This is a genomic window from Mesorhizobium metallidurans STM 2683, assembly GCF_000350085.1.
Lineage (GTDB): Bacteria > Pseudomonadota > Alphaproteobacteria > Rhizobiales > Rhizobiaceae > Mesorhizobium > Mesorhizobium metallidurans.
Map to the genome: position 1 here is coordinate 1 of NZ_CAUM01000113.1, position 24,685 is coordinate 24,685.

Here is a 24,685-nt window from a genome sequence, read left to right on the forward strand (position 1 = left end):
GGGCGCATCCAGTGTAAATTATCTGGATGGAAGCTTACAAGCGTGGCGGTCACACGGTTTGGGACTGCAAGTATGGCGCGGCCGGCGGAGCAGCCAATCTCCCTCCTTGCGGGGGAGATGGCCGGCAGGCCAGAGGGGGGTGCTGTCCCGCCAGCATCAAAGCGCTTGGCACGCGATCCGCCTGCCACGGCAGTTTCCACCGCCCCTGCTTTGCTCTACCAATTGCAGGGTTCGGGCGTCGCCCGGCGGGAGGGGTCAGAGATGCCGAGCTTCGACAGCCTGTTCAATGCCTTCGTCACCATCCTGGTGACCATCGACCCGCCCGGGCTGGCGCCGCTTTTCCTCGCCGTGACACGCGGCATGAACCGCGAGGAGCGTCAGCAGGTCTCTGTCCGCGCCTCGATCATCGGCTTCCTGGTGATGGCGCTGTTTGCGGTCGCCGGCGCGTCGATCCTGTCGGTGTTCGGCATCACCCTGCCGGCCTTCCGCGTCGCCGGCGGATTTCTGTTGTTCTTCATCGCTTTCGAAATGGTGTTCGAGCGGCGGCAGGACCGCAAGGAGAAGATCGGCGACGTCGCCATCACCAAGGACATGATCCACAACATCGCCGCCTTTCCACTGGCGATCCCGCTGATCGCCGGTCCGGGCGCGATTTCCGCGACTGTCCTGCTGTCCGGCTCGTTCCAAGGCTTCGCCGCGCAGGCGGCGCTGGTCGCCATCATCTTCGTCTGCCTGGCCATCACCTATCTGGTGTTCGTGCTGGCCGAGCGCATCGACCGCATCCTCGGCCAGACCGGCCGGTCGATCCTGACCCGGCTGCTCGGCGTCATCCTGGCGGCACTTGCCGTGCAGTTCGTCGCCGACGGCATCAAGGCGCTGATGGCGGGGTGAACTCTATTCCCCCTACTTTCCTGTCGTGTCGATGACTTCAAAATCGTAAGTGATGGTCGCCGTCTTGGCCAGCATTGCCGAGGCCGAGCAGTACTTTTCGATCGACAGGTTGATCGCCCGCTGCACCTTGTCGCGCGAAAGCGCCTGGCCCTTGACGGTGAAACGCATGTGGATGCGGGTGAACACTCGGGGCTCGGTTTCCGCCCGGTCGCAGTCGAGTTCGACCACGCAGTCCTCGACCGCCTCGCGGCCCTTTTCGAGGATATGGACCACATCATAGGCCGAGCAGCCGCCAGTGCCGATCAGCACCAGTTCCATCGGACTCGGTCCCGGCGTTCTGCCCTCCGGCCCATGCGCGGTTCCGAGCACCACCTTGTGACCACTGCCGGACTCGCCGACGAAGGTACGGTCCTCGACCCATTTGACGCGTGCTTTCACTTTATTCTTCCTTGCAAGGCCACCCTACTGACCGAACACGACCGCGTGCATGATCCGGCCGGGCAGCAGCGTGAAGATGCCCGGCGCCGATCAGTGCGAAAACATAGAGCTTGATCAAGGCGCCGCGATGCGCGGTGACTTTGTGGCTGTGCGCATGCCACACCGCCAGCGGCACGGCTGCCAGCACCAGGATCGACAGGAGATGGATCGGGCTGAACGGACCGATCAGGCGAATCTCCTGGATCCAGAAACTCGAGATGGCGATGAGCAGCATCAGCGCCGCCCAGACATAGCCGAACACACGGTGGCGCGGCGTGCCTTTCGGCAACGCCAACTGCGCTCCGCCTATCGCCAGCGCGGCAAAAGCCGCAAAGGCATGCCACGGAATGGGAGGGCGCGCGGATAGCAGCGGTTCGAGAGACATCTCGCCTCAAATGCCCCCTGGTATTCACTCAGAACGGGATTTCGTCGTCCAATTCGCGTGACGAACCACCGCCGCCGCCCTTGTTGCCACCACGGTTGAAGTTCTCGCCCGGGCTCGACTGGCCAAAATCGGAACCGCGGCTGTTGCCACCGCCGGCATGGCTGCCGACCTGGCCGCCGCCTTCGCCGCGCGCGTCGAGCATCTGCAATTCGCCACGGAATTTCTGCAGTACGATTTCGGTCGTGTAGCGGTCATTGCCGGTCTGGTCCTGCCATTTGCGCGTCTGCAGCTGGCCCTCGACATAGACCTTCATGCCCTTCTTCAGATACTGCTCCGCCACCTTGGCGATCTGGTCATTGAAGATAACGACGTTGTGCCACTCGGTCTTTTCCTTGCGCTCGCCGGAATTCTTGTCGCGCCAGCTTTCCGACGTGGCGATGCGGATGTTGACGACCGGGTCACCGGAATTCAGGCGGCGGATTTCAGGATCCGCACCGAGATTGCCGACCAGAATGACCTTGTTGACGCTACCCGCCATCATACTTCTCCGCGCTCATCCGAAACCAATTTTCTGTCGCACGCACCTTACAGGCTGCGGACAATCCCCGCCTGCCGTGGCTGCCTTTTCCCACAAGGTTTTTGTTCTCTTTTCGTTCTATGTTGACGAGCCTGCGCTGTCAATAGTTGTCAGCAACAAGTAGTATCCTGGCCTGGAATTTCCACGACATCCGGAGCAAGGTCAAAGAAGGGGCAAGCAATGAAAACGCTCGCGCATGGGGACCAGCCTTGGGAAGAATGGCGAGCGGGAGTACAAACCCGGATGCTTGTCTCGGCCCGCAATGGCGCCGCTCAGCTTTGCCTGTTCGAGCAAAGGGTGGAGCCTGCGGCGGGTGCCCCGACGCATTGGCACCCGGTCGAGGAAGTGCTTACCGTCATCACCGGCAATGCCGAGATGTGGATCGACGAAGAATATAACGGCCTGACGGCTGGACAGTCACTCCTTGTTCCCGCCTTCAGGAAGCACGGCTTTCGAAATGTCGGCTCCGATACGCTTTACGTCTATGCCGTGCTCGCATCCTCGATCTTCGAGGCCACCTTTGACGGGTCGGCTAAACGGGTGAAACGCTGGCTTCCAGCGGCATAGTAAAACGGTACTTGCCAAACCAATAAGTATCGACTTATGCTTTTGCCATGATCGAAGCAGAGATTTTTCGCGCCCTTGCCGACCCGACACGCCGCGCCGTGTACGAGCGGCTCGCCGCCGGCGAGATGACCGTGTCGGAATTGCGCGGTGGCATGACGGTGTCGCAGCCGGCCGTCTCCCAGCATCTTGCGGTGCTGCGCGGCGCCGGCCTGGTCACCGAGCGGCGGACCGGCCGCAACGCCTATTATCGCGCCGATCCGCAGGGGCTTGAGCCACTGCTCGGCTGGATCGAGCGCTACCGCGCATTCTGGCCGGAACGCATCGAGAGGCTGAAGACGGTTTTGAAGGGCATGGATCAATGACGGACGAAAAGCAGGTGCAAACTTCGACAGACTCCCTCGCCTTCGAGTGCGAGCTTCCGGACCCGCCGGAGAAAGTCTGGCGAGCGCTGACCGAGCCGAGGCTGCTCGCGGCCTGGCTGATGCCCAATGACATCGAGCCTGAAATCGGCAGCCGCTTTGCCTTTGCCGGGCCTGACGCGCGGATCGACTGCGAAATCCTCGAGGCCGAACCTGGGCGACTGCTGCGCTATTCCTGGCGCGAGCGGCCAAGACCCGGGACGTAGTCCGGCAGGAGCCACTCGACAGCCCGTTGGACATCCCGATGGACAGTATCGTCACGTTCACGCTCGACCGCACGGTTTCCGGCGGCACGCATCTGCGTATCGTCCATGACGGGTTCGCGCACGCAGCAATTGTTGCCCTCCCCTCGGTCACAATGGCGAGCAGCGGCTGCCGCCTTTCGCTGGGCGCGCGTAACCCCACGCCCGGTCTGCCTGTCGCTGCAAACGCCCCGCGCCTGTTGTTGCGCGCGGCCTGAACGACAACCAACGGAGAGAGAAGATGAGCGGGCTTGCCAATCTGGTGCCGATGGTGATCGAGCAGTCGAGCCGCGGCGAACGCGCCTTCGACATTTTTTCGCGACTGCTGCGCGAGCGCATCATCTTCATCAACGGCCAGATCGACGATGGCATGTCGGCGCTGGTCTGCGCCCAGCTTCTGTCGCTGGAATCGGACAATCCCGACAAGGAGATCTCGCTCTACATCAACTCGCCTGGCGGCGTGGTGACCAGCGGCTTCGCCATCTACGACACGATGCGATATATCTCCTGCCCGGTATCGACCGTCTGCATGGGCTTTGCCGCCTCGATGGCTTCGTTCCTGCTGATGGCAGGCACGCCGGGGCGGCGCATCGCGCTGCCCAACACCAGCATCGTGCTGCACCAGCCATTGGGCGGCTTCCAGGGCCAGGCCTCTGATATCCAGCGTCACGCCGAAGGCATCCTGCGCACCAAGAAGCGTATGACCGAGCTTTACGCGCATCATTGCGGCCGCACCTATGAAGAGGTCGAGCGCACGCTCGACCGTGACTTCTTCATGACCGCCGAGGACGCAAAGGCATGGGGTCTCGTCGACCATGTTTTCGATACGCGCAAGAAGGCGGCATGAAGCAAGCCCGCTGACACGCGGCAATTTGATCGCAGCCGCTCTGGCCTCGCCTGCGGCGTGACACTATAGTCCGCGAAATGACCAACAATCGTTCATTCAGATCATTGCGCCATGCCGCTGCCCTTGCCGGTGCCTGCTTGCTGGCCGGCAACGCGTTTGCCGATGACAGTTCGCCGCAAAAGGGCGCCCTGCCCGGCGTGACCAGCGACTATCGCATCGCCAGGCCGGCCCCGCAGCCTGAACCCGACGACGCGCTGCCAGCCGGCGGCAACGGCCAGTTCAAGATCGGCAATACCGATGTCAGGATTTCCGGTAGCATCACCATCGATGTCGGCGCCGGGTCGATCAAGCCATCCAATCGTTAGACGGGCGGCACGCCCAGGCGCTAACGGATCAGGCTGCACCTCAACGAACAGCCCCGCCGTTGCTTCCGCAAACGGACGGGGCTTTTATGGATATCAAATCCAAATCGCCGGGAATGTTTTACCGGCTTTTGATTTCGGATGCTTCGCGGCATTCAGCCGACGATCCGACTAGTGGTCTCTGATTTTTGGGGATCGGCAGATCACGGTTTGTCGGGCGGCGCATACGCCTACCCAGCACTTATGCCTGCCGTGGCTCCAGCGAGGTCTGGAGCCTCAAGGGACTATCCGGTGGCGTCATGCTCCGCTCCTGTGTCCGTTGCGACATTCTGTCCTCCGAAGCGCAAATCGCACAGCCTGCGGCGTCTCGCAGGCCGCCTGCAAGTGGCGAGGCCATCGAAAGACGGCCGGCTTCGTTGACTGCTTGAGACTGCGCCCCTCGGTCGGCGACGTCAACCGTCAATAGCCGGGTTACAAAAAATGTGATCGCCAGGAGATTACGTGAGGGTCAGGTTACGCGAGAGTCAATTCCCACAGCTTTTGTCACGAGCGTGTTCGGCCTTTGTTCTTTCCGCTTGCCGGCTCGCGCGAAAGACGGTTAAACGCTTCTGTCGGGAGTTGTGGCGTCTCTCGACGTGGCGGCGAAAATACCTACATAGGGGATGGCCGGGAAGACCCCGCCACTCCAGCAGATTCCAGACCTGAGGCGGCGACCGGCAATGGCCGACCATAAATATCTTTCCATTCGCGGGGCGCGCGAACACAATCTGAAGAATGTCGATCTCGACCTGCCGCGCGACAGCCTGATCGTCATGACCGGCCTGTCCGGCTCCGGCAAGTCGTCGCTGGCCTTCGACACCATCTATGCCGAGGGCCAGCGCCGCTATGTCGAAAGCCTGTCGGCCTATGCCAGGCAATTCCTGGAAATGATGCAGAAGCCTGACGTCGACCAGATCGACGGCCTGTCGCCCGCCATCTCCATCGAGCAGAAGACCACGTCGAAGAACCCGCGTTCGACGGTCGGCACCGTCACCGAGATCTACGACTACATGCGGCTGCTGTTCGCGCGCGTCGGCATTCCCTATTCGCCGGCCACCGGCCTGCCGATCGAGAGCCAGACGGTTTCGCAGATGGTCGACCGCGTGCTGGCGGTCGAGGAAGGCACTCGCCTGTTCATCCTTGCGCCCATCGTGCGCGGCCGCAAGGGCGAGTACCGCAAGGAATTGCTGGAGCTGCAGAAGAAGGGCTTTCAGCGCGTCAAGGTCGACGGCGTCTTCTACGAAATATCAGACGTGCCGGCGCTGGACAAGAAATACAAGCATGACATCGACGTCGTCGTCGACCGCATCGTCGTGCGCGGCGACCTCGCCACGCGGCTGGCGGATTCCGTCGAAACGGCGCTGAAGCTCGCCGAAGGACTGGCGGTCGCCGAATTCGCCGACCGGCCGCTCGACGCCAGCCAGACCGGCGAGGATTCAGTCAACAAGTCGAAGAACGAGACGCATGAGCGCATCCTGTTCTCGGAAAAATTCGCCTGCCCGGTCTCCGGCTTCACCATTCCCGAGATCGAGCCGAGGCTGTTCTCCTTCAACAACCCGTTCGGCGCCTGCCCGACCTGCGACGGCCTCGGCAGCCAGCGCGCCATCGACGCCAGCCTGGTGGTGCCCGACGACAATATCTCGCTGCGCGCCGGCGCCGTCAGCCCGTGGGCGAAGTCGACCTCGCCCTATTACGCACAGACGCTGGAAGCCTTGGGCAAGGCCTATGACTTCAAGCTTGGCGACAAGTTCAGGGATCTCACTGAAGAGGCAAGAGAAGCCATCCTGCATGGCACCGGCGAGCGCGAGATCACCTTCCAGTATGATGACGGCCTGCGCTCCTACAAGACGACCAAGACGTTCGAAGGCGTCATCCCCAATCTCGAGCGGCGCTGGAAGGAAACCGAATCCGCCTGGATGCGCGAGGAGATCGAGCGCTTCATGTCGGCCACGCCCTGCCCGGCCTGCAATGGCTACCGGTTGAAACCGGAGGCGCTGGCGGTGAAGATCGCCGGCAAACACATCGGCGAGGTCACCGAACAGTCGATCCGCAAGGCCGACCAGTGGTTCACTGAACTGCCTGCCCAGCTCAACGACAAGCAGAACGAGATCGCGGTGCGGGTGCTCAAGGAAATCCGCGAGCGGCTGCGCTTCCTCAACGATGTCGGGCTCGATTATCTGACGCTGTCGCGCAATTCGGGCACGCTTTCGGGTGGCGAAAGCCAGCGCATCAGGCTGGCCTCGCAGATCGGCTCGGGGCTGACCGGCGTGCTCTATGTGCTGGATGAGCCGTCGATCGGCCTGCACCAGCGCGACAATGCCCGCCTGCTCGACACGCTGAAGCATCTGCGCGACATCGGCAACACGGTGATCGTCGTCGAGCATGACGAGGATGCCATCCTGCATGCCGACTATGTTGTCGACATCGGCCCGGCCGCCGGCATCCATGGCGGCCATGTCATCGCGCAGGGAACGCCGCAGCAGATCATGGCGAGCCCCGCCTCGATCACCGGAAAATATCTCTCGGGCGAGCTAGAAGTGGCAACGCCCGCGGTGCGGCGCGAGGCGAAGAAGAGCCGGCGTCTGAAGATCGTCGGCGCGCGCGGCAACAATCTGAAGAACGTCACGGCCGAAATCCCGCTCGGCACGTTCACCGCCGTCACCGGCGTGTCCGGCGGCGGCAAATCGACCTTCCTGATCGAGACGCTGTTCAAGGCGGCGTCGCGCCGCATCATGGGCTCGCGCGAGCATCCGGCCGACCACGACCGCGTCGAGGGTCTGGAATTCCTCGACAAGGTCATCGACATCGACCAGTCGCCGATCGGGCGGACCCCGCGCTCCAACCCAGCCACCTATACCGGCGCCTTCACGCCGATCCGCGACTGGTTCGCAGGGCTGCCGGAGGCCAAGGCGCGCGGCTATCAGCCCGGTCGTTTCTCGTTCAACGTCAAGGGCGGCCGCTGCGAGGCCTGCCAGGGCGACGGCGTCATCAAGATCGAGATGCACTTCCTGCCCGACGTCTACGTCACCTGTGACGTCTGCCACGGCAAGCGCTATAACAGAGAGACGCTGGACGTCCTGTTCAAGGGTAAGTCGATCGCCGACGTGCTCGACATGACGGTCGAGGAAGGCGTCGACTTCTTCGCCGCCGTGCCCGGCGTGCGCGACAAGCTGGAGACGCTGAAGCAGGTCGGGCTGGGCTACATCCATATCGGCCAGCAGGCGACGACACTGTCGGGCGGCGAGGCGCAGCGGATAAAACTCGCCAAGGAACTGTCGCGCAAGGCGACCGGCAAGACGCTCTATATCCTCGACGAGCCGACCACCGGCCTGCATTTCCACGACGTCGCCAAGCTCCTGGAGGTGCTGCACGAACTGGTCGACCAGGGCAACACCGTGGTCGTCATCGAGCACAATCTCGAAGTGATAAAAACCGCCGACTGGGTGCTCGATCTCGGCCCCGAGGGCGGCGACGGCGGCGGCGAGCTGGTCGCCTCCGGCACGCCGGAAGACATCGTGCGCGAAAAGCGCAGCTACACCGGCCAGTTCCTCAAGGAGCTTCTGGAGCGGCGCCCCGGGGGCAAGCGCGAAGCGGCGGAGTGATTGAGTAGTTGGGAGCGTTTGAATGACGACCAGAAGAGCGCTTGCCAGTGATCTCCAAACTGTCGTCTCGCTGACCACCGCCGCCTATGCGCCCTACACCGCCCTGCTTGGCGCGCCGCCGATCCCGGTCACCGAAGACTACGCGCCGCGCATCGAACGCGGCGAGGTCTGGCTACTGGAGAGCGGTGATGAACTGGCGGGGTTGATCGTCATTGAGCGGCATCCCGATCATGCGATGATCTTCAGCGTCGCCGTCTCCCCGGCCTTCCAGGGCAAGAAGCTCGGCATCGCGCTGCTCAACTTCGCCGACGAGCAGACACGGCTGTGGGGCCTGCCGGAGGTGCGGCTCTACACCAACGCCAGGATGGAGCGGAACATTGCGCTCTACACGGCCTATGGCTTTCACGAAACGGGTCGCAGGCCCAATCCATACCGGCCAGGGTGGACGGTGGTCGACATGGCAAAGCCCGTCAACGATATAGCCCCGGCCTGATCGCATTTCGGAGGAGAAGAAAATGAGCAGCCATGGAACAATCCGCGCCGGCATGGGCGGCTGGACCTTCGAGCCCTGGGACACCTCCTTCTATCCGGACAAGCTCTCGAAGGCCAAGCAGCTCAACTACGCCAGCCGGCAGGTGCCGAGCATCGAGGTCAACGGCACCTATTATTCCAGCTTCAAGGAGCCGACCTTCGTCAAATGGGCAAACGAAGCGCCGGACGGTTTCGTCTATTCGCTGAAGGGCAATCGCTTCGTCACCAACCGCCGCGTGCTCGGCGAGGCCGGCGAGTCCATGATGCGTTTCCTGGGCTCGGGCGTCGCGGCACTTGGCGACAAGCTCGGGCCGATCCTGTGGCAGTTCGCGCCGACGAAAAAATTCGATCCGGACGATTTCGAAGCCTTTCTCAAGCTGCTGCCGGAAAAGCAGGACGGCGTTGCGCTGCGCCATGCGGTCGAGGTGCGCAACGACAGTTTTGTCGTGCCGGAATTCGCCGCGCTGGCGTGCAAGTACAAGGTCGCGATCGTCTATGCCGACCACGCCAAATATCCTGATATTGCCGATGTCACCGGCGATTTCATCTATGCGCGATTGCAGACCGGCAGCGATGACAATCCCGACTGCTACACGACGAAAGGGCTCGACGAGTGGGCCGCGCGGGCCAAGACCTGGGCGGAAGGCAAGGTTCCCACCGACCTGCGGCGCGCCGATCCCGAGACGGAAGCGCCGGTCAAGCCACGCGACGTGTTCGTCTATTTCATCACCGAGGGCAAGGTTCGCGCCCCGTTCGGCGCCATGGCTTTGATGAAGCGGGTAACAGGCTGAGAGACCGTTTGGAAATTCTACTCTGGCGGCCATCTGATGGCGTTTTCTGCGCTTCCGGTGCTCACGGACCCAAATGTCCGCTGCGCTCCGGTTCTCGAAACCACCACCATATGACTCGTCCGAGCGAATTTCGAAACGGTCTCTGACACGCCGAAGCATTTGGAATCGTGGCATCTTCGCCGCCATCGTAACCATATCGATACCTCCTTGCTGCATGAATCCAGTCAAGCCAGGTCGCGGAGGTGCGGCCGTCGCGGCAAGGAACGAGGGGCATGTCGCTCGACTACAACTCACTTCTGCTGGCAATCGGTTTCTCCGCCGCCTGCCTCAGTTTGACGTTGTTCGGCATCTGGCTGACAGCCCGTACCGAAAAATTTCTGCTGACCTGGGCGATCAGCGCGTTGCTGATCGTCGGCGACGTTTTCATCTACAGGGACTATATCGACGCGCCGGGACGCCTGCTCGGCATGGCGAGTTTCGCCGTGCTCCTCGTCGGTTTCTCGACGATGCTGGGCGCCGCCTACCAGTTCACGTCAGGCCGATCGCCGATCCCGCTCACGGTCCTCGGCAGCGGCATCTCGCTTGCAGTGGCGTTGCCGCCCATGGCGCTTGGCTATGACGGGCTCGGCTTCATGCTCGAGAATTCCTGTGCCGCCCTGCTTTTGTTCGCGACGGCCCGTGAATACTGGAAAGGACGCGCCGAGGCGCCCGTCCCGATCATCGGCCTCACGGTGCTCTACTCAGCCACCGCCATATCCTTCGTGCTGTGTGCAGTGGTTCTCGCATGGGACGGCAGACTGGTGCTCGGACATGCACCGAGCAATTGGGCCGAGGATCTCAGCCTCGTCATCGTCATCGCCAGCATGACCGGCATCGGCGCCCTTTCGCTGGCGCTCAACCAGGGGCGCCTGGCCCGGTATCACCGCCTGGATGCACTGACCGATCCGCTGACCGGCCTGCTCAACCGGCGCGCGCTGTTCGATCTCAACAGCAGTGCCCCGATCGGAGCCTTCACGGCAGTGGTCGTGTTCGATCTCGACGGCTTCAAGGCTATCAATGATGAATTCGGCCATGCCACGGGCGATCGCGTGCTGAAAGTGTTCGCCGAGGAGCTGACCGGCAATCTTCGCCCGGCCGATGTCGCCGCGCGCATGGGTGGAGAGGAATTCGCGCTGGTTTTGAAACGGACCCTGCCCGAAACGGTGGAGCATGCCGCCGAACGCATACGTACCGCCTTCGCCGCGCGCGTCGTCGAGACCGAGACGCGTCCCCTGTCATGTACGGTCAGCGCCGGGTTCGCTTTCGGCAGCAAGGACGGCATGAGCTTCGACAAGGTGCTCAGCGCGGCCGACAAGGCGCTCTATGCCGCCAAGCGCGGCGGCCGCAACCGCGTCTCGACATTCCGACGCGCGAGCTAGCGGCGAGCGACCGTTCGCCGGTCCTTATGCCGCCATGACGATCTCATTGTAGGTATCGAGATCAACATAGAAGACCTTGGTGATCTCCGCGATCAGTTCGTCGTGGTCATACCCTTCCGATTTCAGAATGTTGACGGCGGTCATGATATCGACGCGCTCGGTGAGCCGTCGTTTCTGGTAGTCCTCGACGTAACGTTCCATAGGCTGTCCCTGGTGCCCGAAAAGTTGAAACAACAATCAAACCGCAGGAGGGAAGCCGCTCGCATGAAGCGTGATGGCGCGGCTTGCACCTTCCTCTGATCTGCCGATTGAGACTGATACGGAAAGCGGCCGACTCACCAAGGCCAGGCAAAGCCTAGCACGCAATCTTCAGCGCGCCAGGGTTGCAAACGGTGGGATCGAAGAAAGAATCTAGACGGTCAGAAATTTCCGGACATCCGCCCGGTCGAGGTCTTCCGCCGGGCCGGTGTGGACGATCTGGCCACGGTCCATGATGTTGACCTCGTCGGCCAATTCCCGGCAGAAATCGAGATATTGTTCGACCAATAGCACGGCGATGCCGGCCTGGTCGCGCAGATAGCGGATGGCGCGGCCGATATCCTTGATGATCGACGGCTGGATGCCTTCGGTCGGCTCGTCGAGCACCAGCAGCTTCGGCCGCATAACCAGTGCCCGGCCAATGGCAAGCTGCTGCTGCTGGCCGCCGGACAGGTCGCCGCCGCGGCGCGCGAGCATCTGCTTGAGCACCGGAAACAGCTCGAAGACATGGCCGGGAATGTTGCGGTCGGCGCGCTTTAGCGGCGCGAAGCCCGATTCGAGATTTTCCCGCACGCTGAGCAGCGGAAATATCTCCCTGCCTTGCGGCACGAATGCGATGCCCGACCGGGCGCGGTCATACGCCGCGCTCCGGTCGAGCGCCTTCCCCTCGAAGGCAACGCTTCCGCTCGTCAGCCGATGGTGGCCGACGATCGATCTCATCAAACTGGTTTTGCCGACGCCATTGCGGCCGAGCACGCAGGTGATCTTGCCGGCGCCTGCCTTGAGCGAGACGCCGCGCAGTGCCTGGGCGGCGCCGTAGTGCAGCGTGGCGTTGGAGACTTCGAGCATGGTCAGCGCTTTCTCCAACGCCGGAAGAAGGAAAGGTCGAAACGATGGAACGGAACCCGCCAGACCATGATCATCTCCCCAGATACACTTCGACGACGCGCTCGTCGGCCGAAACGAAATCTAGCGAGCCTTCGGAAAGCACCGAGCCTTCGTGCAGGCAGGTGACCTTGACGCCGAGCTCGCGCACGAAATGCATGTCGTGCTCGACGACGATGACCGAATGGTCGCGCGCGATATCCCTGAGCAGCCGCGCCGTCTCTTCGGTCTCGGCATCGGTCATGCCGGCGACCGGCTCGTCGACCAGCAGCAGCTTCGGGTCCTGCGCCAGGAGCATGCCGATCTCGAGCCATTGCTTCTGTCCGTGGCTCAGATTGGCGGCAAGTTCGTCGCGCTTGTCGCCGAGCCGGATGATGCCGAGGATGTCGTCGATCTGCCGCGCCTCGGCCACCGAGCGGCGATGGAACAGCGCCGGGAAGATCGAGCGTGGCCCCTTCAGCGCCAGCATCAGGTTCTCCTCGATCGTGTGGCTTTCGAAGACAGTCGGCTTCTGGAATTTCCGGCCGACGCCCATCATGGCGATTTCGGCCTCGTCGTGCTTGGTGAGATCGACCTGGCCGTCGAAGAAGACCTCGCCCTGGTCGGGCCGCGTCTTGCCGGTGACGATGTCCATCATCGTCGTCTTGCCGGCGCCGTTGGGGCCGATGATCGCGCGCATCTCGCCCTTGTCGAGCACCAGCGACAGATTGTTGATGGCGCGAAAGCCGTCGAAGGAGACCGAGACGCCGTCGAGATAGAGGATGGTGTTCGACTTCGACATCGCTCTACTCCGCCGGCTGCGGTTCGGGGCCGGACGTCGACCATTCGCCCGGCGTCCTCGCGGCGCTGCGAACGATCTTCGGCGGCGCTGGCACATCGGGATCGGTGCCGGCCTCCTCGGCGATCGAGGCTGCCCGCAACGCCCTGGCATTGCCGCGCCAGGCGTCCCACATGCCGACAATGCCCTTGGGCAGGAACAGGGTGACGGCGACGAACAGCCCACCCAGCGCAAACAGCCAGAACTCCGGCAGCACGCCGGTAAACCAGGATTTGCCGGCATTGACCAGAAGCGCGCCGATAATTGGTCCCACGATCGTGCCGCGGCCGCCAACGGCCGCCCATACCACGACCTCGATCGAATTGGACGGTTCGAACTCGCCCGGATTGATGATGCCGACCTGCGGCACGTAGAGCGCCCCGGCGATGCCGGCCATGACAGCCGAAACGGTGAAGGCGAACAGCTTGACGTTCTCCGCCCGCCAGCCGAGGAAGCGCGTGCGGCTCTCGGCGTCGCGCACCGCCATCAACAGCTTGCCGTATTTGGAGCCGACGATCGCCCAGGTGACGAAGACGGCAAGCGCCAGCGTGACGGCGCTGGCCGCGAACAAGGCCGAGCGCGTCGCGTCGGCCTGCACGTTGAAGCCCAGAATATCCTTGAAATCGGTCAGGCCGTTATTGCCGCCAAAACCCATGTCGTTGCGGAAAAAGGCGAGCAGCAGCGCATAGGTCATCGCCTGGGTGATGATCGACAGATAGACACCGGTGACGCGGCTGCGAAAGGCGAACCAGCCGAAGACGAAGGCGAGCAGGCCAGGCACCGCAAGCACCATGATCGCGGCGAACCAGAAATGGTCGAAGCCGTACCAGAACCACGGCAATTCCTTGTAGTTGAGGAACACCATGAAATCCGGCAGCAGCGGATTGCCGTAGACGCCGCGCGAGCCGATCTGGCGCATCAGATACATGCCCATCGCATAGCCGCCGAGCGCGAAGAAGGCGCCATGGCCGAGCGAGAGTATGCCGCAATAGCCCCAGACCAGATCGAGCGCCAGCGCGAGCAGCGCGTAGCAGAGATATTTGCCGGTGAGCGCCACGATATAGGACGGCACGTAGAACGCGCTTGCCGGCGAGACCGCAAGATTAAGCAGCGGCACGATGATGGCGGCCGCGAGCAGGATGAAGATCGTGATGGCGATGCGGCGGTCGGCACCGGCGGCGAAGAAGCGTCCCGTGATCATGCTTCCACCGCCCTGCCCTTCAGCGCGAACAGGCCGCGCGGGCGTTTCTGGATGAACAGGATGATGAGGACCAGCACGACGATCTTGCCGAGCACGGCGCCGGCATAGGGTTCGAGGAACTTGTTGACGATGCCGAGCGAGAAGGCGCCGACCAGCGTGCCCCAGAGATTGCCGACGCCGCCGAAGACGACGACCATGAAGCTGTCGATGATGTAGCCGCGGCCGAGATTGGGCGAGACATTGTCGATCTGGCTGAGCGCGACACCGGCAATGCCGGCAATGCCGGAACCAAGCGCAAAGGTCAGCGCGTCCACCCACGGCGTCTTGATGCCCATGGAGGCGGCCATGCGGCGGTTGGCGGTGACGGCGCGCATCTGCAGGCCCCAGGGCGTGCGCTTCATCACATAGAGCAACAGGGCAAACACGCAGAGCGAAAAAACCAGGATCCAGAGGCGGTTCCAGGTGATCGCAAGCTGGCCGACATCGAACGAGCCCGACATCCACGACGGATTGCCGACCTCCTGGTTCGTCGGCCCGAAGATGGTGCGCACCGCCTGCTGCAGGATAAGCGAGACGCCCCATGTCGCCAGCAGCGTTTCCAGTGGCCGGCCGTAGAGGAAGCGGATTACGCCGCGCTCGATGGCAAGGCCGACCAAAGCCGCGACGAGGAAGGCGAGCGGCAGCGCGATGACCAGCGACCAGTCGAACAGGCCGGGAAAGGAATTGCGGATCACCTCCTGGACGACAAAGGTGGTGTAGGCACCGAGCATGACCATTTCGCCATGCGCCATGTTGATGACGCCCATGACGCCGAAGGTGATGGCAAGGCCGATGGCGGCAAGCAGCAGCACCGACCCCAGCGAAATGCCGTACCAGATGTTCTGCCCGGCATCCCAGAAGGCCAGCGTCGAATTGATGTTGCCGCTTGCCGCCGTCGCCGCGTCCTTGACCGCGCCTTGCGAATTGGCCTCGACCGAGGTGAGCAGCGAGAGCGCATCGCGATCGCCGCGCGCGCCGATCAGGGAGATTGCCGCCAGCTTGTCGGCCTCCGGCCGGTCGGAAACGAGAACCGACGCGGCGCGCGCCTGCTCGAACAGCGCCTTGACGTTTGCATCGGTTTCCGCGGCGATCGCGGCGTCGAGCGGTTCGATGTTCGCGGCATCGGGCGTCTTGAACATGGTGGCGGCGGCGGCGATGCGCACGGCCGGATCCTTGGCGCGAAGCGTCAGCGTGCCCAGCGCATCGCGGATGACGCGGCGCAGCGTGTTGTTGACCTTGATCTTGGTGATATCGCCCTTGGCGGCCTCGCCGGATTTTTCGCCGCTCAGGGGATCGAGGAGTTCGACGCTGTCGCCGCCCTCCCTGCCGACGAAGACGAGGGAATCGGCCTTGCGGACGTAGAGATCGCCTTCCGCAAGTGCTGCAAGCGGGCGTTCAACCAAGGGATCGCCAGTGGCGGCAAGCTCGCGCACCACGGTCTCGGTGGCGGAGAAATTCGCGGCTGCGGCAAATTTCGCGATGATCGCGCGCAGATCAGCCTCGGCAGCGTTCGCCGGCAACAGATTTGCCAGCAGAAACAGCAGCATCAGGCCGAGAGCGCGCAACAGGATCATCCGTTCAGCTATTCCTGAGGAGTTGGAATTCTGCGTCCGGGCGGACTGGAGGAGGAACTCGCCCGGACGCTTCGCGGTCTTGGCCATGGACCTGCCGGTCCAGACCGGGGAGGATCAGTTGGTTCCCTTGCCGCCGCACTTGCCGGTGGCGACGTTGAAGTTGCCGCAGGACAGTGGCGCGCGCCAATCGGAGATCAGGTCCTTGGAGTCAGGCAGATAGTCGGACCATTCGTCGCCCATCACCAAGCCCGGCGTTTGCGACACCGTCTCGAACTGGCCGTCGGCCTGGATCTCGCCGATCAGCACCGGCTTGGTGATGTGATGGTTAGGCATCATGGTCGAATAGCCGCCGGTCAGGTTCGGCACCGAGACGCCGATCATCGCGTCGATGACCTTGTCCGGATCGGTGGTGCCGGCCTTCTCTACCGCCTTCACCCACATATTGAAGCCGATATAATGGGCTTCCATCGGGTCGTTGGTGGTGCGCTTGTCGTTCTTGATGAACTTCTGCCAGTCGGCGATGAACTTCTTGTTCTCGGGCGTATCGACGCTCTCGAAATAATTCCAGGCGGCGAGATGGCCGACCAGCGGCGCCGTGTCGAGACCGGCAAGCTCTTCCTCGCCGACCGAGAATGCCATGACCGGGATGTCCTCGGCCTTGATGCCCTGGTTGCCGAGCTCCTTGTAGAACGGCACGTTGGCGTCGCCATTGACCGTTGAGACGACGGCGGTCTTCTTGCCGGCCGAACCGAATTTCTTGATCGCCGAGACTTCCGTCTGCCAGTCGGAGAAGCCGAACGGCGTGTAGTTGACCATGATGTCTTCGGCGGCGACGCCCTTGGCCTTCAGATAGGCTTCGAGGATCTTGTTGGTGGTGCGCGGATAGACATAGTCGGTGCCTTCAAGCACCCAGCGCTTAACCGAACCGCCGTCCTCGCTCATCAGATAGTCGACCGCGGGAATGGCCTGCTGGTTCGGCGCGGCGCCTGTGTAGAACACGTTGCGCTCGCTCTCTTCGCCCTCATACTGGACGGGATAGAACAGGATGCTGTTGAGTTCGGAGAATACCGGCAGCACGGACTTGCGCGATACCGAGGTCCAGCCGCCGAACACCGCCGCGACCTTGTCCTTGGAGATCAGCTCGCGCGCCTTTTCGGCGAAGAGCGGCCAGTTGGAAGCCGGATCGACGACGACCGCCTCGAGTTTTTTGCCGAGCAGCCCGCCCTTGGCATTCTGCTGCTCGATGAGCATCAGCATGACGTCCTTCAGCGTCGTCTCCGAGATCGCCATGGTCCCCGACAGCGAATGGAGAATACCCACCTTGATCGTGTCGTCGGCCGCCCTGGCCTGGACGGACATCAACAGACCCGCCGCAACCATTCCTGCCGAAACCATTTTTGTTATTGTCGAAAAATTACCCCTCATATTCCACGCTCCCAAGCTGGTTGACTGCACTGCACCACTGCGATGCAACCCCCGTGCCAACCGACGACGTCAGGTGGAAAATGCGGAAATTTTCAAACGTTATCAGTCTGTTGGAACATTAGCCGCCGAAGATGAAAGGATACCGATTGAAGCTCTGTTGGGAAAAAATTGCGCAGTCATGCCTAGATTCTGTCCAAATCCAGAAAATGCCTACTTATTAGGCCGACCAACACCGAACACACCGAAGTTGGTCGGCACAGCTGTTGCGGTGAAGCGGTGAAATAGGGCAAGTTCGCCTCGAACAGAGCGACATCATGGCTTCCAGGATCTCTTGCGTTTTCAGCATTACGCTTGTGCTTGCAGCCACCGGCGGCGCGCGCGCCGACTTCAGCGACGGCAAAATGCCTGACGGCACCTATCACTGCGAAGTCTATCTGCTTGGCATGTTCCTCAACCTCGGCGACATCACCATCAAGGGCAACCTCTATAGCGGCCCGGTCATGTTCGGCACCGCTTGGCAGGGCTATAATTATCAGATGGACGCCAATGGTGAGATCACCTGGCTTGGTCCACTGGGCGGCTATACCAGCGGCGGCAACTCGATCTCGCTCACCCAGGCCACTTTGGACGGGCAGACCAGCCCGTCCTTCGACATCATCATGAGGCAGCCCGACGGCGCCTTCACCGCCTCGACCTGCACAAAGAGTTGAGCGACGGCGCGCCCGGCGCCACGTTGCCGCACCGTCGCGGCGAAAGGTCTTCCCTCTCATGTCATCGGGGTGTTGCCGAAACAGACTAGGCAGCGGTGCGCCGTCACATCCACCCAGAGAGGCAGACACCATGGCCAACGCACCGTCATCATCCTCCCCCGTCATTCGCGACATCATCGCCGCCCGCGTCTCGCGCCGCGAAATGCTCAAGGGCAGCCTTGCATCCGGTGCGCTGATTGCCGGCGGCAGCTTCGTCGGCTCGCTGTTTGCCGGTGAAACGCATGCCGCGGCCGCACTCTCGACGCTCGGCTTTCCCGAGCTGAAGCGTGTCTACGACAAGACCCATGCCGCCGCCGAAGGCTACGAGACGACGATCGTCGCGCGCTGGGGCGACGCGCTGGCGACCGGCCTGCCGGAATTCGACGGCAACAAGGCAGCCGCCGAAGAGCAGGAGAAACGCTTCGGCTATAATTGCGACTTCATCGCCTTCATGCCGCTGCCGAAGGGCACGGTCAATTCCGACCACGGCCTGCTCTGCGTCAACAACGAATACATCTCTCCCAACGTGATGTTTCCGGGCATGACCGAGGACGATGCCGGCAAGACGATGAACAAGGAGCAGGTCGATCTCGGCATGGCCGCGATGGGCCATTCGATCGTCGAAGTGATGCTGAAGGACGGCAAATGGGCGATCGTCGAGGACAGCCCGCTCAACCGCCGCATCACGGCGACCACGGAAATGACCCTCTCCGGCCCCGCTGCCGGCCATGCGCTGATGAAGACCTCGGCCGACGCTACCGGCGCCAAGGTTTTCGGCACCAGCTACAATTGCAGCGGCGGCTTCACCCCATGGGGAACGGTGCTCACCTGCGAGGAAGGCGTTTCCGATATTTTCGGCGGCGATCCGAAGAAGGCGCCGATATCAGACATACTCGCTCGCTATGCTTTCGATGGCTCCGACATCTACGGCCGTGCCCGCTTCCATGACCGGTTCGACCTCGACAAGGAGCCCAACGAGGCAAACCGCTTCGACTGGGTGGTCGAGATCGATCCCTACGATCCCCAGTCGACGCCGGTGAAGCGCACCGCGCTCGGCCGCATGTCGCATGAAGCCTCGACCGTCGTCGTCAACAAGGACGGCCGCATTGTCGTCTATATGGGCGACGACGACTATTTCGAATACATTTATCGCTTCGTCTCCAGCAAGGCCCACGACCCGGCGAACCCGGCTTCCGGCAAGGATCTGCTCGACGATGGCGTGCTGTCGGTGGCGCGTTTCGATGCCGACGGCACGATGATTTGGCTGCCGCTGGTGCACGGCCAGGGCAAGCTCACCGCCGAGAACGGTTTCGCCGACCAGGCCGAGGTGCTGCTCAAGACCCGTTTTGCCGCCGACGCGCTGGGCGCGACGCCGATGGACCGGCCGGAGGACATCGAGACCAATCCGGTCACCGGCCGCGTCTATGCGGTGATGACCAAGAACAAGAAACGCGACCAGTCGAAGGTCAACCCGGCGAACACGCGGCCGGAAAACCTCTGGGGCCACATCGTCGAGCTGATCCCGCCCGGCGGCCGCGGCACTGAGGCCGACCATACGGCCGAGAAATACCAATGGGATCTGTTCGTGCTCTGCGGCAATCCGAAGGAGGCTGCGGTCGGCGCCACCTTCCATCCCGACACGTCGGACAATGGCTGGTTCGTGTGCCCCGACAACATCACCTTCGACCCGGCCGGCCGGCTCTGGGTGGCGACCGATGGCGCCAATGATTTCGACCTGCCGGACGGCGTCTATGGCGTCGACACCGAGGGCGCCGCGCGCGGCTTGCCGAAGCTGCTCTTCACCTGCCCGCATGGCGCAGAGGCAACCGGCCCCTGCTTCACGCCGGACGGCACGACACTGTTCCTGTCGGTCCAGCATCCGGCCGAGGACGCCGAGACGCTCGACAAGGCCGCGACGCTGTGGCCCGACTTCACGGATGGTCAGCCACCGCGGCCGTCGGTGGTCGCCATCCGCCGCAAGGATGGGCAGCCGGTCGGCGCATAGTTTTGGCGATTAGGGACCGAGAAACAAAAAGACGCGGAACCTGGGGGTTCCGCGCCAGCGCAATCGGGAGGATGCTACGAGCTAGATGCTCTTCGCCGACATCTGTCCGGCGATGTACTCAGCCTGGCGGATGGCCAGCGACACGATCGTCAGCGTCGGATTCTCCGCGCCGCCGGTGGTGAACTGGCTCCCGTCCGACACGAACAGGTTCTTGATTTCGTGTGCCTGGCCATGCTTGTTGACGACGCCGTCGACCGCCTTCGCGCTCATCCGGTTGGTGCCGAGATTGTGGGTCGACGGATAGGGCGGCGTCGGGAACGTGCGGGTCGCGCCGACCGCCGCGTAGAGCGCCGAACCCTGCTTGTAGGCGTGGTTGCGCATCGCCGTGTCGTTGGCGTGGTCGTCGAAATGCACGTCCGCCACCGGCATGCCGTGATCGTCCTTGGTGTCGGGATGCAGCGTGATGCGGTTTTCCGCGCGCGGCATGTCCTCGCCGACGATCCACAGGCCGGCCATGTGGTCGTAATGGTCGAGCGCCGTGGTGAAGGAGCGTCCCCAGCCGCCGGGATCGAGAAAGGCCGCCATGAATGGCAGGCCTAGCGCCAGCGTCTCGAACTCGTAGCCGCCGACGAAGCCGCGCGATGGATCATGCCGCGCCTCGTCGCGGATGATCCCGGCCATGGTGGTGCCGCGATACATGTGCACCGGCTTGTCGAAGATGGCATAGACCGAACCGGTGGTGTGGCGCATGTAGTTCTTGCCCACCTGCCCCGACGAATTGGCGAGGCCGTCAGGAAATTGGCTCGACGCCGAATTGAGCAGCAGACGCGGGCTTTCGATCGAATTGCCGGCGACGGCGACGATACGCGCCTTCTGCTCCTGCAGCTTGCCGTCCTTGTCGGCGTAGACGACACCGGTGACCTTGCCTGACGCATCGTGGTTGATCTTGATCGCCATGGCATTCGGCCTGACCTCGAGATGGCCGGTCGCCTCGCCCTTGGGGATCTCGGCATAGAGCGTCGACCATTTGGCTCCCCATTTGCAACCCTGGAAGCAGAAGCCGGTCTGCTGGCAGGACATGCGGTCGTCGCGGTCGACCGAGTTTATCGCCATGTTGCCGGTGTGGCACTCCTTGTAGCCGAGCTTGTCGGCGCCGGCCTTCAGCACCTTGAAGTTGTTGTTGCCCGGCAGCCTCGGCCAATCATTGGTGCCGGTGACGCCCATCTTGGCTTCGGCCTTGGCGTAGTAGGGCTCCATCTCGGCCAGCGTGATCGGCCAGTCGAGCAAGTTCGCGCCTTCCAGCTTTCCGTAGGTCGAAAGCGTCTTGAATTCATGCTCCTGGAAGCGCAGCGAGGCGCCTGCCCAATGCGTCGTCGAGCCGCCGACCGACTTGACGATCCAGGCCGGCAAATTGGGGAAGTCCTTCGCTACACGCCAGTCGCCAGAGGTTGTGCGCTTGTCCGTCCAGGCGAGTTGGGCAAAAGAGTCCCACTCATCGTTGATGAAGTCCTCATATTCGTGGCGGGCGCCCGCCTCGAGGATGACGACATCGACACCCTTTTGGGCGAGTTCGTTGCCGAGCGTGCCGCCGCCGGCGCCCGAACCGATGATGACGACCACGCCATCGTTCTTGAGATCAAATGATGCTGCCATGGTTTCCTCCCATGATGTCTGTCCGATGCGATTGAGGACGAACGGGGCTCAGAGCCACTCGATGTCGTCGAAACCGCGCGCGATATAGCCGCCCTTGGAATAGGATTCGCCCTCGTAGCCGAAGATCGGCCAGACCTCCTTCTGGTTGTAGAGGCCGACGACCAGCCCGCCGCGGACCGCCTGGAAGAACGGCGTGCTTTCGATCTGCTTGAGCACGGCGACGCGCTGCTCCTCCCAGCCGAGACCGGTGTAGCCGTCCTTGCCCGATTTGCTGTCGAGATCGGCAATGCCCTTTTCGACGAGATCCTTGTGGGCAGGGTCCTTCCCGGCCTGCTCGTCATGCGCCTTGACGGCGATCGCGTAATATTTGTCGGGCACCTGGTCGTGCGGGTAGATGTCTCGCGCCATCTGGATCAAGGTCGCCATGGTTTCCGGCTTGAGCGTGGACGTCTCCAGGCCCCAGGCATGTTCCGGGCTGATGACGGCACTGCCTGAAATCACCAGCAATGCGCTTGCTCCGCCGCGTTTCAGAAGCTCGCGGCGCGATAGCCCGGGTTTCCCCTCAGAGCCCAGCTTCCTCTCGTAGATCGTGACCATTTGTTCCTCCCTTGCTTGCTATCTGCACCCGAGGGGTGCCGTTGCTGGCGCCGCGCTGGCCGGCGCGGCCGTGATCTCTCCTATTTGAAGCGCCCGCTGCGCTGCAGGACCTCGATCTTGTAGCCGTCGGGATCCTCGATGAAGAAAAAGCGCGCGAGCAGCGTGCCGTCGCGGTTGAACTCGACGATCTTCTTCGGGGCGAGCCCGAGCGCGCCGAGCCGGTCGTGCTCGCTGTCCAGATCGGCGACCGAAACCGCGAAATGGCCATAGCCGTCGCCAAGCGCATAAGGCTCCTGCCGGCCCTTGTTGACGGTCAGTTCGAGCTCGAACGAGGTGTCGGCATTGCTGAGATAGAGGAGCGTGAAGGTCTCGAAATCGAGCCGATCGGCAACGTCCAGTCCGAAGGCGTTCCGGTAGAAATCGACGGACCGGGCCTCGTCGAGAACCCGGATCATGGTGTGGATCGCTTTGGCCAAATCAGTCTCCGCTGCTGCATGCCTGGAAGCGATTATGGGCGGCGTTGGGAAAAGGTGGTGGCAGCCGGTTACCACGCACTGCCTCCCACCGGCGCAATACCATTCTCCCAAGGACGAAAGTCCGATTGCTGTTTTCTATTTTTCGGCTGAAGATGACTCGATGGACGAGCTGTGACCAAAGGCGCGAATCGCTGCGGATTGCGCCCAAGACCAACAAGAACGGGAGGAAACGATGTGCAGAGTCTTCGCCGGACAGGATCCGGAGGGCTATCGGCAGATCAACCGGTCGATCCGGATAGACGGACACTCGACAAGCATCCAGCTCGAGGCAACGTTCTGGGCACTGCTCGACGAGATCGCCGACAGCCAGGGTTTGACAACGCCGAAATTCATCTCGAAGCTCTATGACGAGGCCATCGAGATCAATGGCCAGATTCCGAACTTCGCGTCGATGCTGCGCACCACCTGCGCTCTCTATTTGCGCGGGCATCGACCTGGCATGGAAGAGCAGACGGCACCCAAACGGCAAGCGGCATAGCTCTCGGCTGCAACCTCCAGCGCCAGCCGTTCATATCGGTGAAAAACGCATGGCTTTGATGCCTGGCGCCACGACGCTGTTTCTATCGGTCCGGCATCCACAGACGCCGTCGGAGAAGCCTTCGGCATGACTGGAGACCGCGACCGGCGCTTCACTGATCCGAGACCAGCCGGCAAGTGAACCTGTGGTCAGGCCTCGGATCAAGACCAGCGTCCGCTTGCTTTCGAGGTTCCTAAAATGAGCCACCGCTATCCTGTCTGGATGATCGGCGTCTTTTCCTCTCCTCGGTCGCAATGCTTACCGTAACCGCCACATCGCCAGGTTTTTCCCGGCCCTTGCCGGCAACTCGATCGTCGCGCAGGGCAATACTGAAACGCTAGCAAGGGTGGTTCGCGGGAAGCCAGGCTGTGCACACGATGCACGCGCCGACGACGCCTGCCATGCCCTCTCTGGCATGGCGCCTGAAAGATCAGGAGATCGCCGACGTATCGACTTACGTGCGCGGCAGTTGGGGCAACAACGCCCCGGCGGTCTCATCCGGCGACGTGGCGGCTGTTCGCAAGCAATTGCTGCCATAAGCCCTGCCGTGCGCGATCACGCGCTTGCAACATCGAGCGCCAGCCGGGTCATATCGGTGAAAAGCGCCTGGCGTTCGGAATAGTCTGTTTGCTCGCCGGTCACCACATTGTCGACGACGGACAGGATCGACAGCGCCCGGGCGCCGAAATGCGACGCGATGCGGTAGAGCGCGCTGGTTTCCATGTCGACGGCAAGCGCGCCCTCAGCCTGCACTTTGGCAAAGCGGGCACGCCCCTCGGGATGATAGAATAGATCGCTGCAGGCCGTCAGCCCGGCATAATGTTCGATGCCGAGTTCACCGGCCCTGGCCAGAGCACGGGCAAGCAGCGCCGGATCGGGACCGGCGGCGGCATCGTAGAGCCCGTAGACCTGGCCGCTTCCCGCACTTTCCCCGCGAACCGATTGCGAGATCACCAGGCTGCGCAGCCCGACCTCGGCGGTCAGGGCGCCACAGGTGCCGGTGCGGATCAGCGTCTTGACGCGATGGAAGTCCAGCAATTCGTGTGCGTAGATCAGGAAGGACGAGACACCGATTCCCGTCGACTGGATGCTGACCGGTCTGCCCCGGAAAAGACCGGTGAAGCCGAGGGCGCCTCTGCGTCGGTTGACGCAGCGCGGCGCCTCGAGAAAGGTCTCAGCCATCCATTCGGCGCGCTGCGGGTCACCCGGCAACAGCACCGTTTCGGCATAATCGCCCTTGCCTGCCTCGTTGTGCGGCGTCACGGCATCTACCCCAATTCC

29 protein-coding genes are annotated in these 24,685 nt (G+C 62.6%); 16 read left to right on the forward strand and 13 right to left on the reverse strand.

The annotated features are described in order from the left end of the window. Nucleotides 1-261 precede the first annotated feature (261 nt). Nucleotides 262-891, forward strand: a complete 630-nt coding sequence (locus tag MESS2_RS18735) for a MarC family protein (RefSeq protein WP_008875977.1) — start codon at nucleotides 262-264, stop codon at nucleotides 889-891. Nucleotides 892-903: 12 nt separating this feature from the next. Here the strand turns inward: MESS2_RS18735 and MESS2_RS18740 are convergent, their stop codons facing one another. Genes MESS2_RS18740 through MESS2_RS18750 form a run of 3 tightly spaced genes read right to left on the reverse strand, consistent with a single transcriptional unit; the run spans nucleotide 904 to nucleotide 2,291 of the window. Next, complete coding sequence (locus tag MESS2_RS18740) at nucleotides 904-1,329, reverse strand: OsmC family protein (RefSeq protein ID WP_008875978.1); 426 nt, start codon at nucleotides 1,327-1,329, stop codon at nucleotides 904-906. Between the two features lies 1 nt (nucleotide 1,330). Next, the gene (locus MESS2_RS18745) at nucleotides 1,331-1,753 is read right to left on the reverse strand and encodes a DUF2306 domain-containing protein (protein WP_008875979.1); all 423 of its coding nucleotides are present in this window, start codon (nucleotides 1,751-1,753) and stop codon (nucleotides 1,331-1,333) included. Nucleotides 1,754-1,781: 28 nt separating this feature from the next. After that, entirely contained in the window at nucleotides 1,782-2,291 is a 510-nt protein-coding gene (locus tag MESS2_RS18750; protein WP_008875980.1) for a single-stranded DNA-binding protein, read from the reverse strand. A 282-nt stretch (nucleotides 2,292-2,573) separates the two neighbouring features. Between MESS2_RS18750 and MESS2_RS18755 the strand changes: the two genes are divergently transcribed. The 10 genes from MESS2_RS18755 (at nucleotide 2,574) to MESS2_RS18795 (ending at nucleotide 11,148) form a co-directional block, all read left to right on the forward strand. Continuing rightward, entirely contained in the window at nucleotides 2,574-2,897 is a 324-nt protein-coding gene (locus MESS2_RS18755; protein WP_008875981.1) for a cupin domain-containing protein, read from the forward strand. A gap of 47 nt (nucleotides 2,898-2,944) precedes the next feature. Beyond that, nucleotides 2,945-3,259: an ArsR/SmtB family transcription factor gene (locus tag MESS2_RS18760; RefSeq protein ID WP_008875982.1), complete on the forward strand. Its 315-nt coding sequence runs from the start codon at nucleotides 2,945-2,947 to the stop codon at nucleotides 3,257-3,259. Beyond that, on the forward strand, nucleotides 3,256-3,522 hold the full coding sequence (locus MESS2_RS33445) for an SRPBCC family protein (RefSeq protein WP_008875983.1): 267 nt from the start codon (nucleotides 3,256-3,258) through the stop codon (nucleotides 3,520-3,522). Before MESS2_RS18760 ends, MESS2_RS33445 begins: the two co-directional genes overlap by 4 nt. A gap of 38 nt (nucleotides 3,523-3,560) precedes the next feature. Next, nucleotides 3,561-3,776: an Activator of Hsp90 ATPase 1 family protein (fragment) gene (locus MESS2_RS33450; protein ID WP_008875984.1), complete on the forward strand. Its 216-nt coding sequence runs from the start codon at nucleotides 3,561-3,563 to the stop codon at nucleotides 3,774-3,776. A 23-nt stretch (nucleotides 3,777-3,799) separates the two neighbouring features. Further along, nucleotides 3,800-4,405, forward strand: a complete 606-nt coding sequence (locus MESS2_RS18770; RefSeq protein ID WP_008875985.1) for an ATP-dependent Clp protease proteolytic subunit — start codon at nucleotides 3,800-3,802, stop codon at nucleotides 4,403-4,405. 77 nt (nucleotides 4,406-4,482) lie between these two features. Further along, on the forward strand, nucleotides 4,483-4,770 hold the full coding sequence (locus tag MESS2_RS18775; protein WP_008875986.1) for a hypothetical protein: 288 nt from the start codon (nucleotides 4,483-4,485) through the stop codon (nucleotides 4,768-4,770). A 716-nt stretch (nucleotides 4,771-5,486) separates the two neighbouring features. Next, nucleotides 5,487-8,408: an excinuclease ABC subunit UvrA gene (uvrA, locus tag MESS2_RS18780; protein ID WP_008875989.1), complete on the forward strand. Its 2,922-nt coding sequence runs from the start codon at nucleotides 5,487-5,489 to the stop codon at nucleotides 8,406-8,408. A gap of 22 nt (nucleotides 8,409-8,430) precedes the next feature. Further along, nucleotides 8,431-8,901, forward strand: coding sequence for a GNAT family N-acetyltransferase (locus MESS2_RS18785; protein ID WP_008875990.1), 471 nt, complete (start codon nucleotides 8,431-8,433; stop codon nucleotides 8,899-8,901). Between the two features lie 22 nt (nucleotides 8,902-8,923). Next, nucleotides 8,924-9,730 carry a DUF72 domain-containing protein gene (locus tag MESS2_RS18790; RefSeq protein WP_008875991.1) on the forward strand — a complete coding sequence of 269 codons (807 nt, stop codon included), beginning with the start codon at nucleotides 8,924-8,926 and terminating at the stop codon, nucleotides 9,728-9,730. A gap of 272 nt (nucleotides 9,731-10,002) precedes the next feature. Next, the gene (locus MESS2_RS18795) at nucleotides 10,003-11,148 is read left to right on the forward strand and encodes a GGDEF domain-containing protein (RefSeq protein ID WP_008875992.1); all 1,146 of its coding nucleotides are present in this window, start codon (nucleotides 10,003-10,005) and stop codon (nucleotides 11,146-11,148) included. A gap of 24 nt (nucleotides 11,149-11,172) precedes the next feature. Here the strand turns inward: MESS2_RS18795 and MESS2_RS31240 are convergent, their stop codons facing one another. From MESS2_RS31240 to urtA, 6 genes are all read right to left on the reverse strand, one after another. Beyond that, nucleotides 11,173-11,349 (reverse strand): hypothetical protein, encoded by a 177-nt coding sequence (locus MESS2_RS31240; protein WP_008875993.1) that lies wholly within the window; start codon nucleotides 11,347-11,349, stop codon nucleotides 11,173-11,175. A gap of 210 nt (nucleotides 11,350-11,559) precedes the next feature. After that, complete coding sequence (gene urtE, locus MESS2_RS18800; protein ID WP_008875994.1) at nucleotides 11,560-12,255, reverse strand: urea ABC transporter ATP-binding subunit UrtE; 696 nt, start codon at nucleotides 12,253-12,255, stop codon at nucleotides 11,560-11,562. 70 nt (nucleotides 12,256-12,325) lie between these two features. Beyond that, on the reverse strand, nucleotides 12,326-13,072 hold the full coding sequence (urtD, locus tag MESS2_RS18805; RefSeq protein WP_008875995.1) for an urea ABC transporter ATP-binding protein UrtD: 747 nt from the start codon (nucleotides 13,070-13,072) through the stop codon (nucleotides 12,326-12,328). Nucleotides 13,073-13,076: 4 nt separating this feature from the next. Continuing rightward, nucleotides 13,077-14,309, reverse strand: a complete 1,233-nt coding sequence (urtC, locus tag MESS2_RS18810) for an urea ABC transporter permease subunit UrtC (RefSeq protein ID WP_008875996.1) — start codon at nucleotides 14,307-14,309, stop codon at nucleotides 13,077-13,079. Next, on the reverse strand, nucleotides 14,306-15,922 hold the full coding sequence (gene urtB, locus MESS2_RS18815) for an urea ABC transporter permease subunit UrtB (RefSeq protein WP_040593517.1): 1,617 nt from the start codon (nucleotides 15,920-15,922) through the stop codon (nucleotides 14,306-14,308). The genes urtC and urtB overlap by 4 nt, the downstream gene beginning before the upstream one ends. Before the next feature lie 114 nt (nucleotides 15,923-16,036). After that, complete coding sequence (urtA, locus tag MESS2_RS18820) at nucleotides 16,037-17,317, reverse strand: urea ABC transporter substrate-binding protein (protein ID WP_244440028.1); 1,281 nt, start codon at nucleotides 17,315-17,317, stop codon at nucleotides 16,037-16,039. On the opposite strand from urtA, the gene MESS2_RS32770 reads away from it, so the two are divergent. The 3 genes from MESS2_RS32770 (at nucleotide 17,244) to MESS2_RS18830 (ending at nucleotide 20,101) form a co-directional block, all read left to right on the forward strand. Next, the gene (locus tag MESS2_RS32770; RefSeq protein WP_167332451.1) at nucleotides 17,244-17,627 is read left to right on the forward strand and encodes a hypothetical protein; all 384 of its coding nucleotides are present in this window, start codon (nucleotides 17,244-17,246) and stop codon (nucleotides 17,625-17,627) included. The two genes, urtA and MESS2_RS32770, sit on opposite strands and share 74 nt — an antisense overlap. Nucleotides 17,628-17,661: 34 nt before the next feature. Then, nucleotides 17,662-18,057, forward strand: a complete 396-nt coding sequence (locus MESS2_RS18825) for a hypothetical protein (RefSeq protein WP_008875999.1) — start codon at nucleotides 17,662-17,664, stop codon at nucleotides 18,055-18,057. 130 nt (nucleotides 18,058-18,187) lie between these two features. After that, the gene (locus MESS2_RS18830) at nucleotides 18,188-20,101 is read left to right on the forward strand and encodes a PhoX family protein (RefSeq protein WP_008876000.1); all 1,914 of its coding nucleotides are present in this window, start codon (nucleotides 18,188-18,190) and stop codon (nucleotides 20,099-20,101) included. 81 nt (nucleotides 20,102-20,182) lie between these two features. Here MESS2_RS18830 and MESS2_RS18835 read toward each other — a convergent pair whose 3' ends face one another. The 3 genes from MESS2_RS18835 to MESS2_RS18845 form a co-directional block, all read right to left on the reverse strand. Continuing rightward, nucleotides 20,183-21,754, reverse strand: coding sequence for a GMC family oxidoreductase (locus tag MESS2_RS18835; protein ID WP_008876001.1), 1,572 nt, complete (start codon nucleotides 21,752-21,754; stop codon nucleotides 20,183-20,185). Nucleotides 21,755-21,802: 48 nt separating this feature from the next. Then, nucleotides 21,803-22,351: a hypothetical protein gene (locus MESS2_RS18840; protein ID WP_008876002.1), complete on the reverse strand. Its 549-nt coding sequence runs from the start codon at nucleotides 22,349-22,351 to the stop codon at nucleotides 21,803-21,805. Between the two features lie 80 nt (nucleotides 22,352-22,431). Further along, complete coding sequence (locus tag MESS2_RS18845) at nucleotides 22,432-22,827, reverse strand: VOC family protein (RefSeq protein WP_008876003.1); 396 nt, start codon at nucleotides 22,825-22,827, stop codon at nucleotides 22,432-22,434. Nucleotides 22,828-23,059: 232 nt separating this feature from the next. Between MESS2_RS18845 and MESS2_RS18855 the strand changes: the two genes are divergently transcribed. Next, entirely contained in the window at nucleotides 23,060-23,365 is a 306-nt protein-coding gene (locus tag MESS2_RS18855; RefSeq protein ID WP_008876004.1) for a ribbon-helix-helix domain-containing protein, read from the forward strand. A 407-nt stretch (nucleotides 23,366-23,772) separates the two neighbouring features. Further along, entirely contained in the window at nucleotides 23,773-23,943 is a 171-nt protein-coding gene (locus tag MESS2_RS31245; protein ID WP_244440029.1) for a c-type cytochrome, read from the forward strand. Between the two features lie 16 nt (nucleotides 23,944-23,959). On the opposite strand, the gene MESS2_RS18860 is transcribed toward MESS2_RS31245, so the two are convergent. After that, nucleotides 23,960-24,667: a purine-nucleoside phosphorylase gene (locus MESS2_RS18860; protein ID WP_008876007.1), complete on the reverse strand. Its 708-nt coding sequence runs from the start codon at nucleotides 24,665-24,667 to the stop codon at nucleotides 23,960-23,962. Between the last annotated feature and the right edge of the window lie 18 nt (nucleotides 24,668-24,685).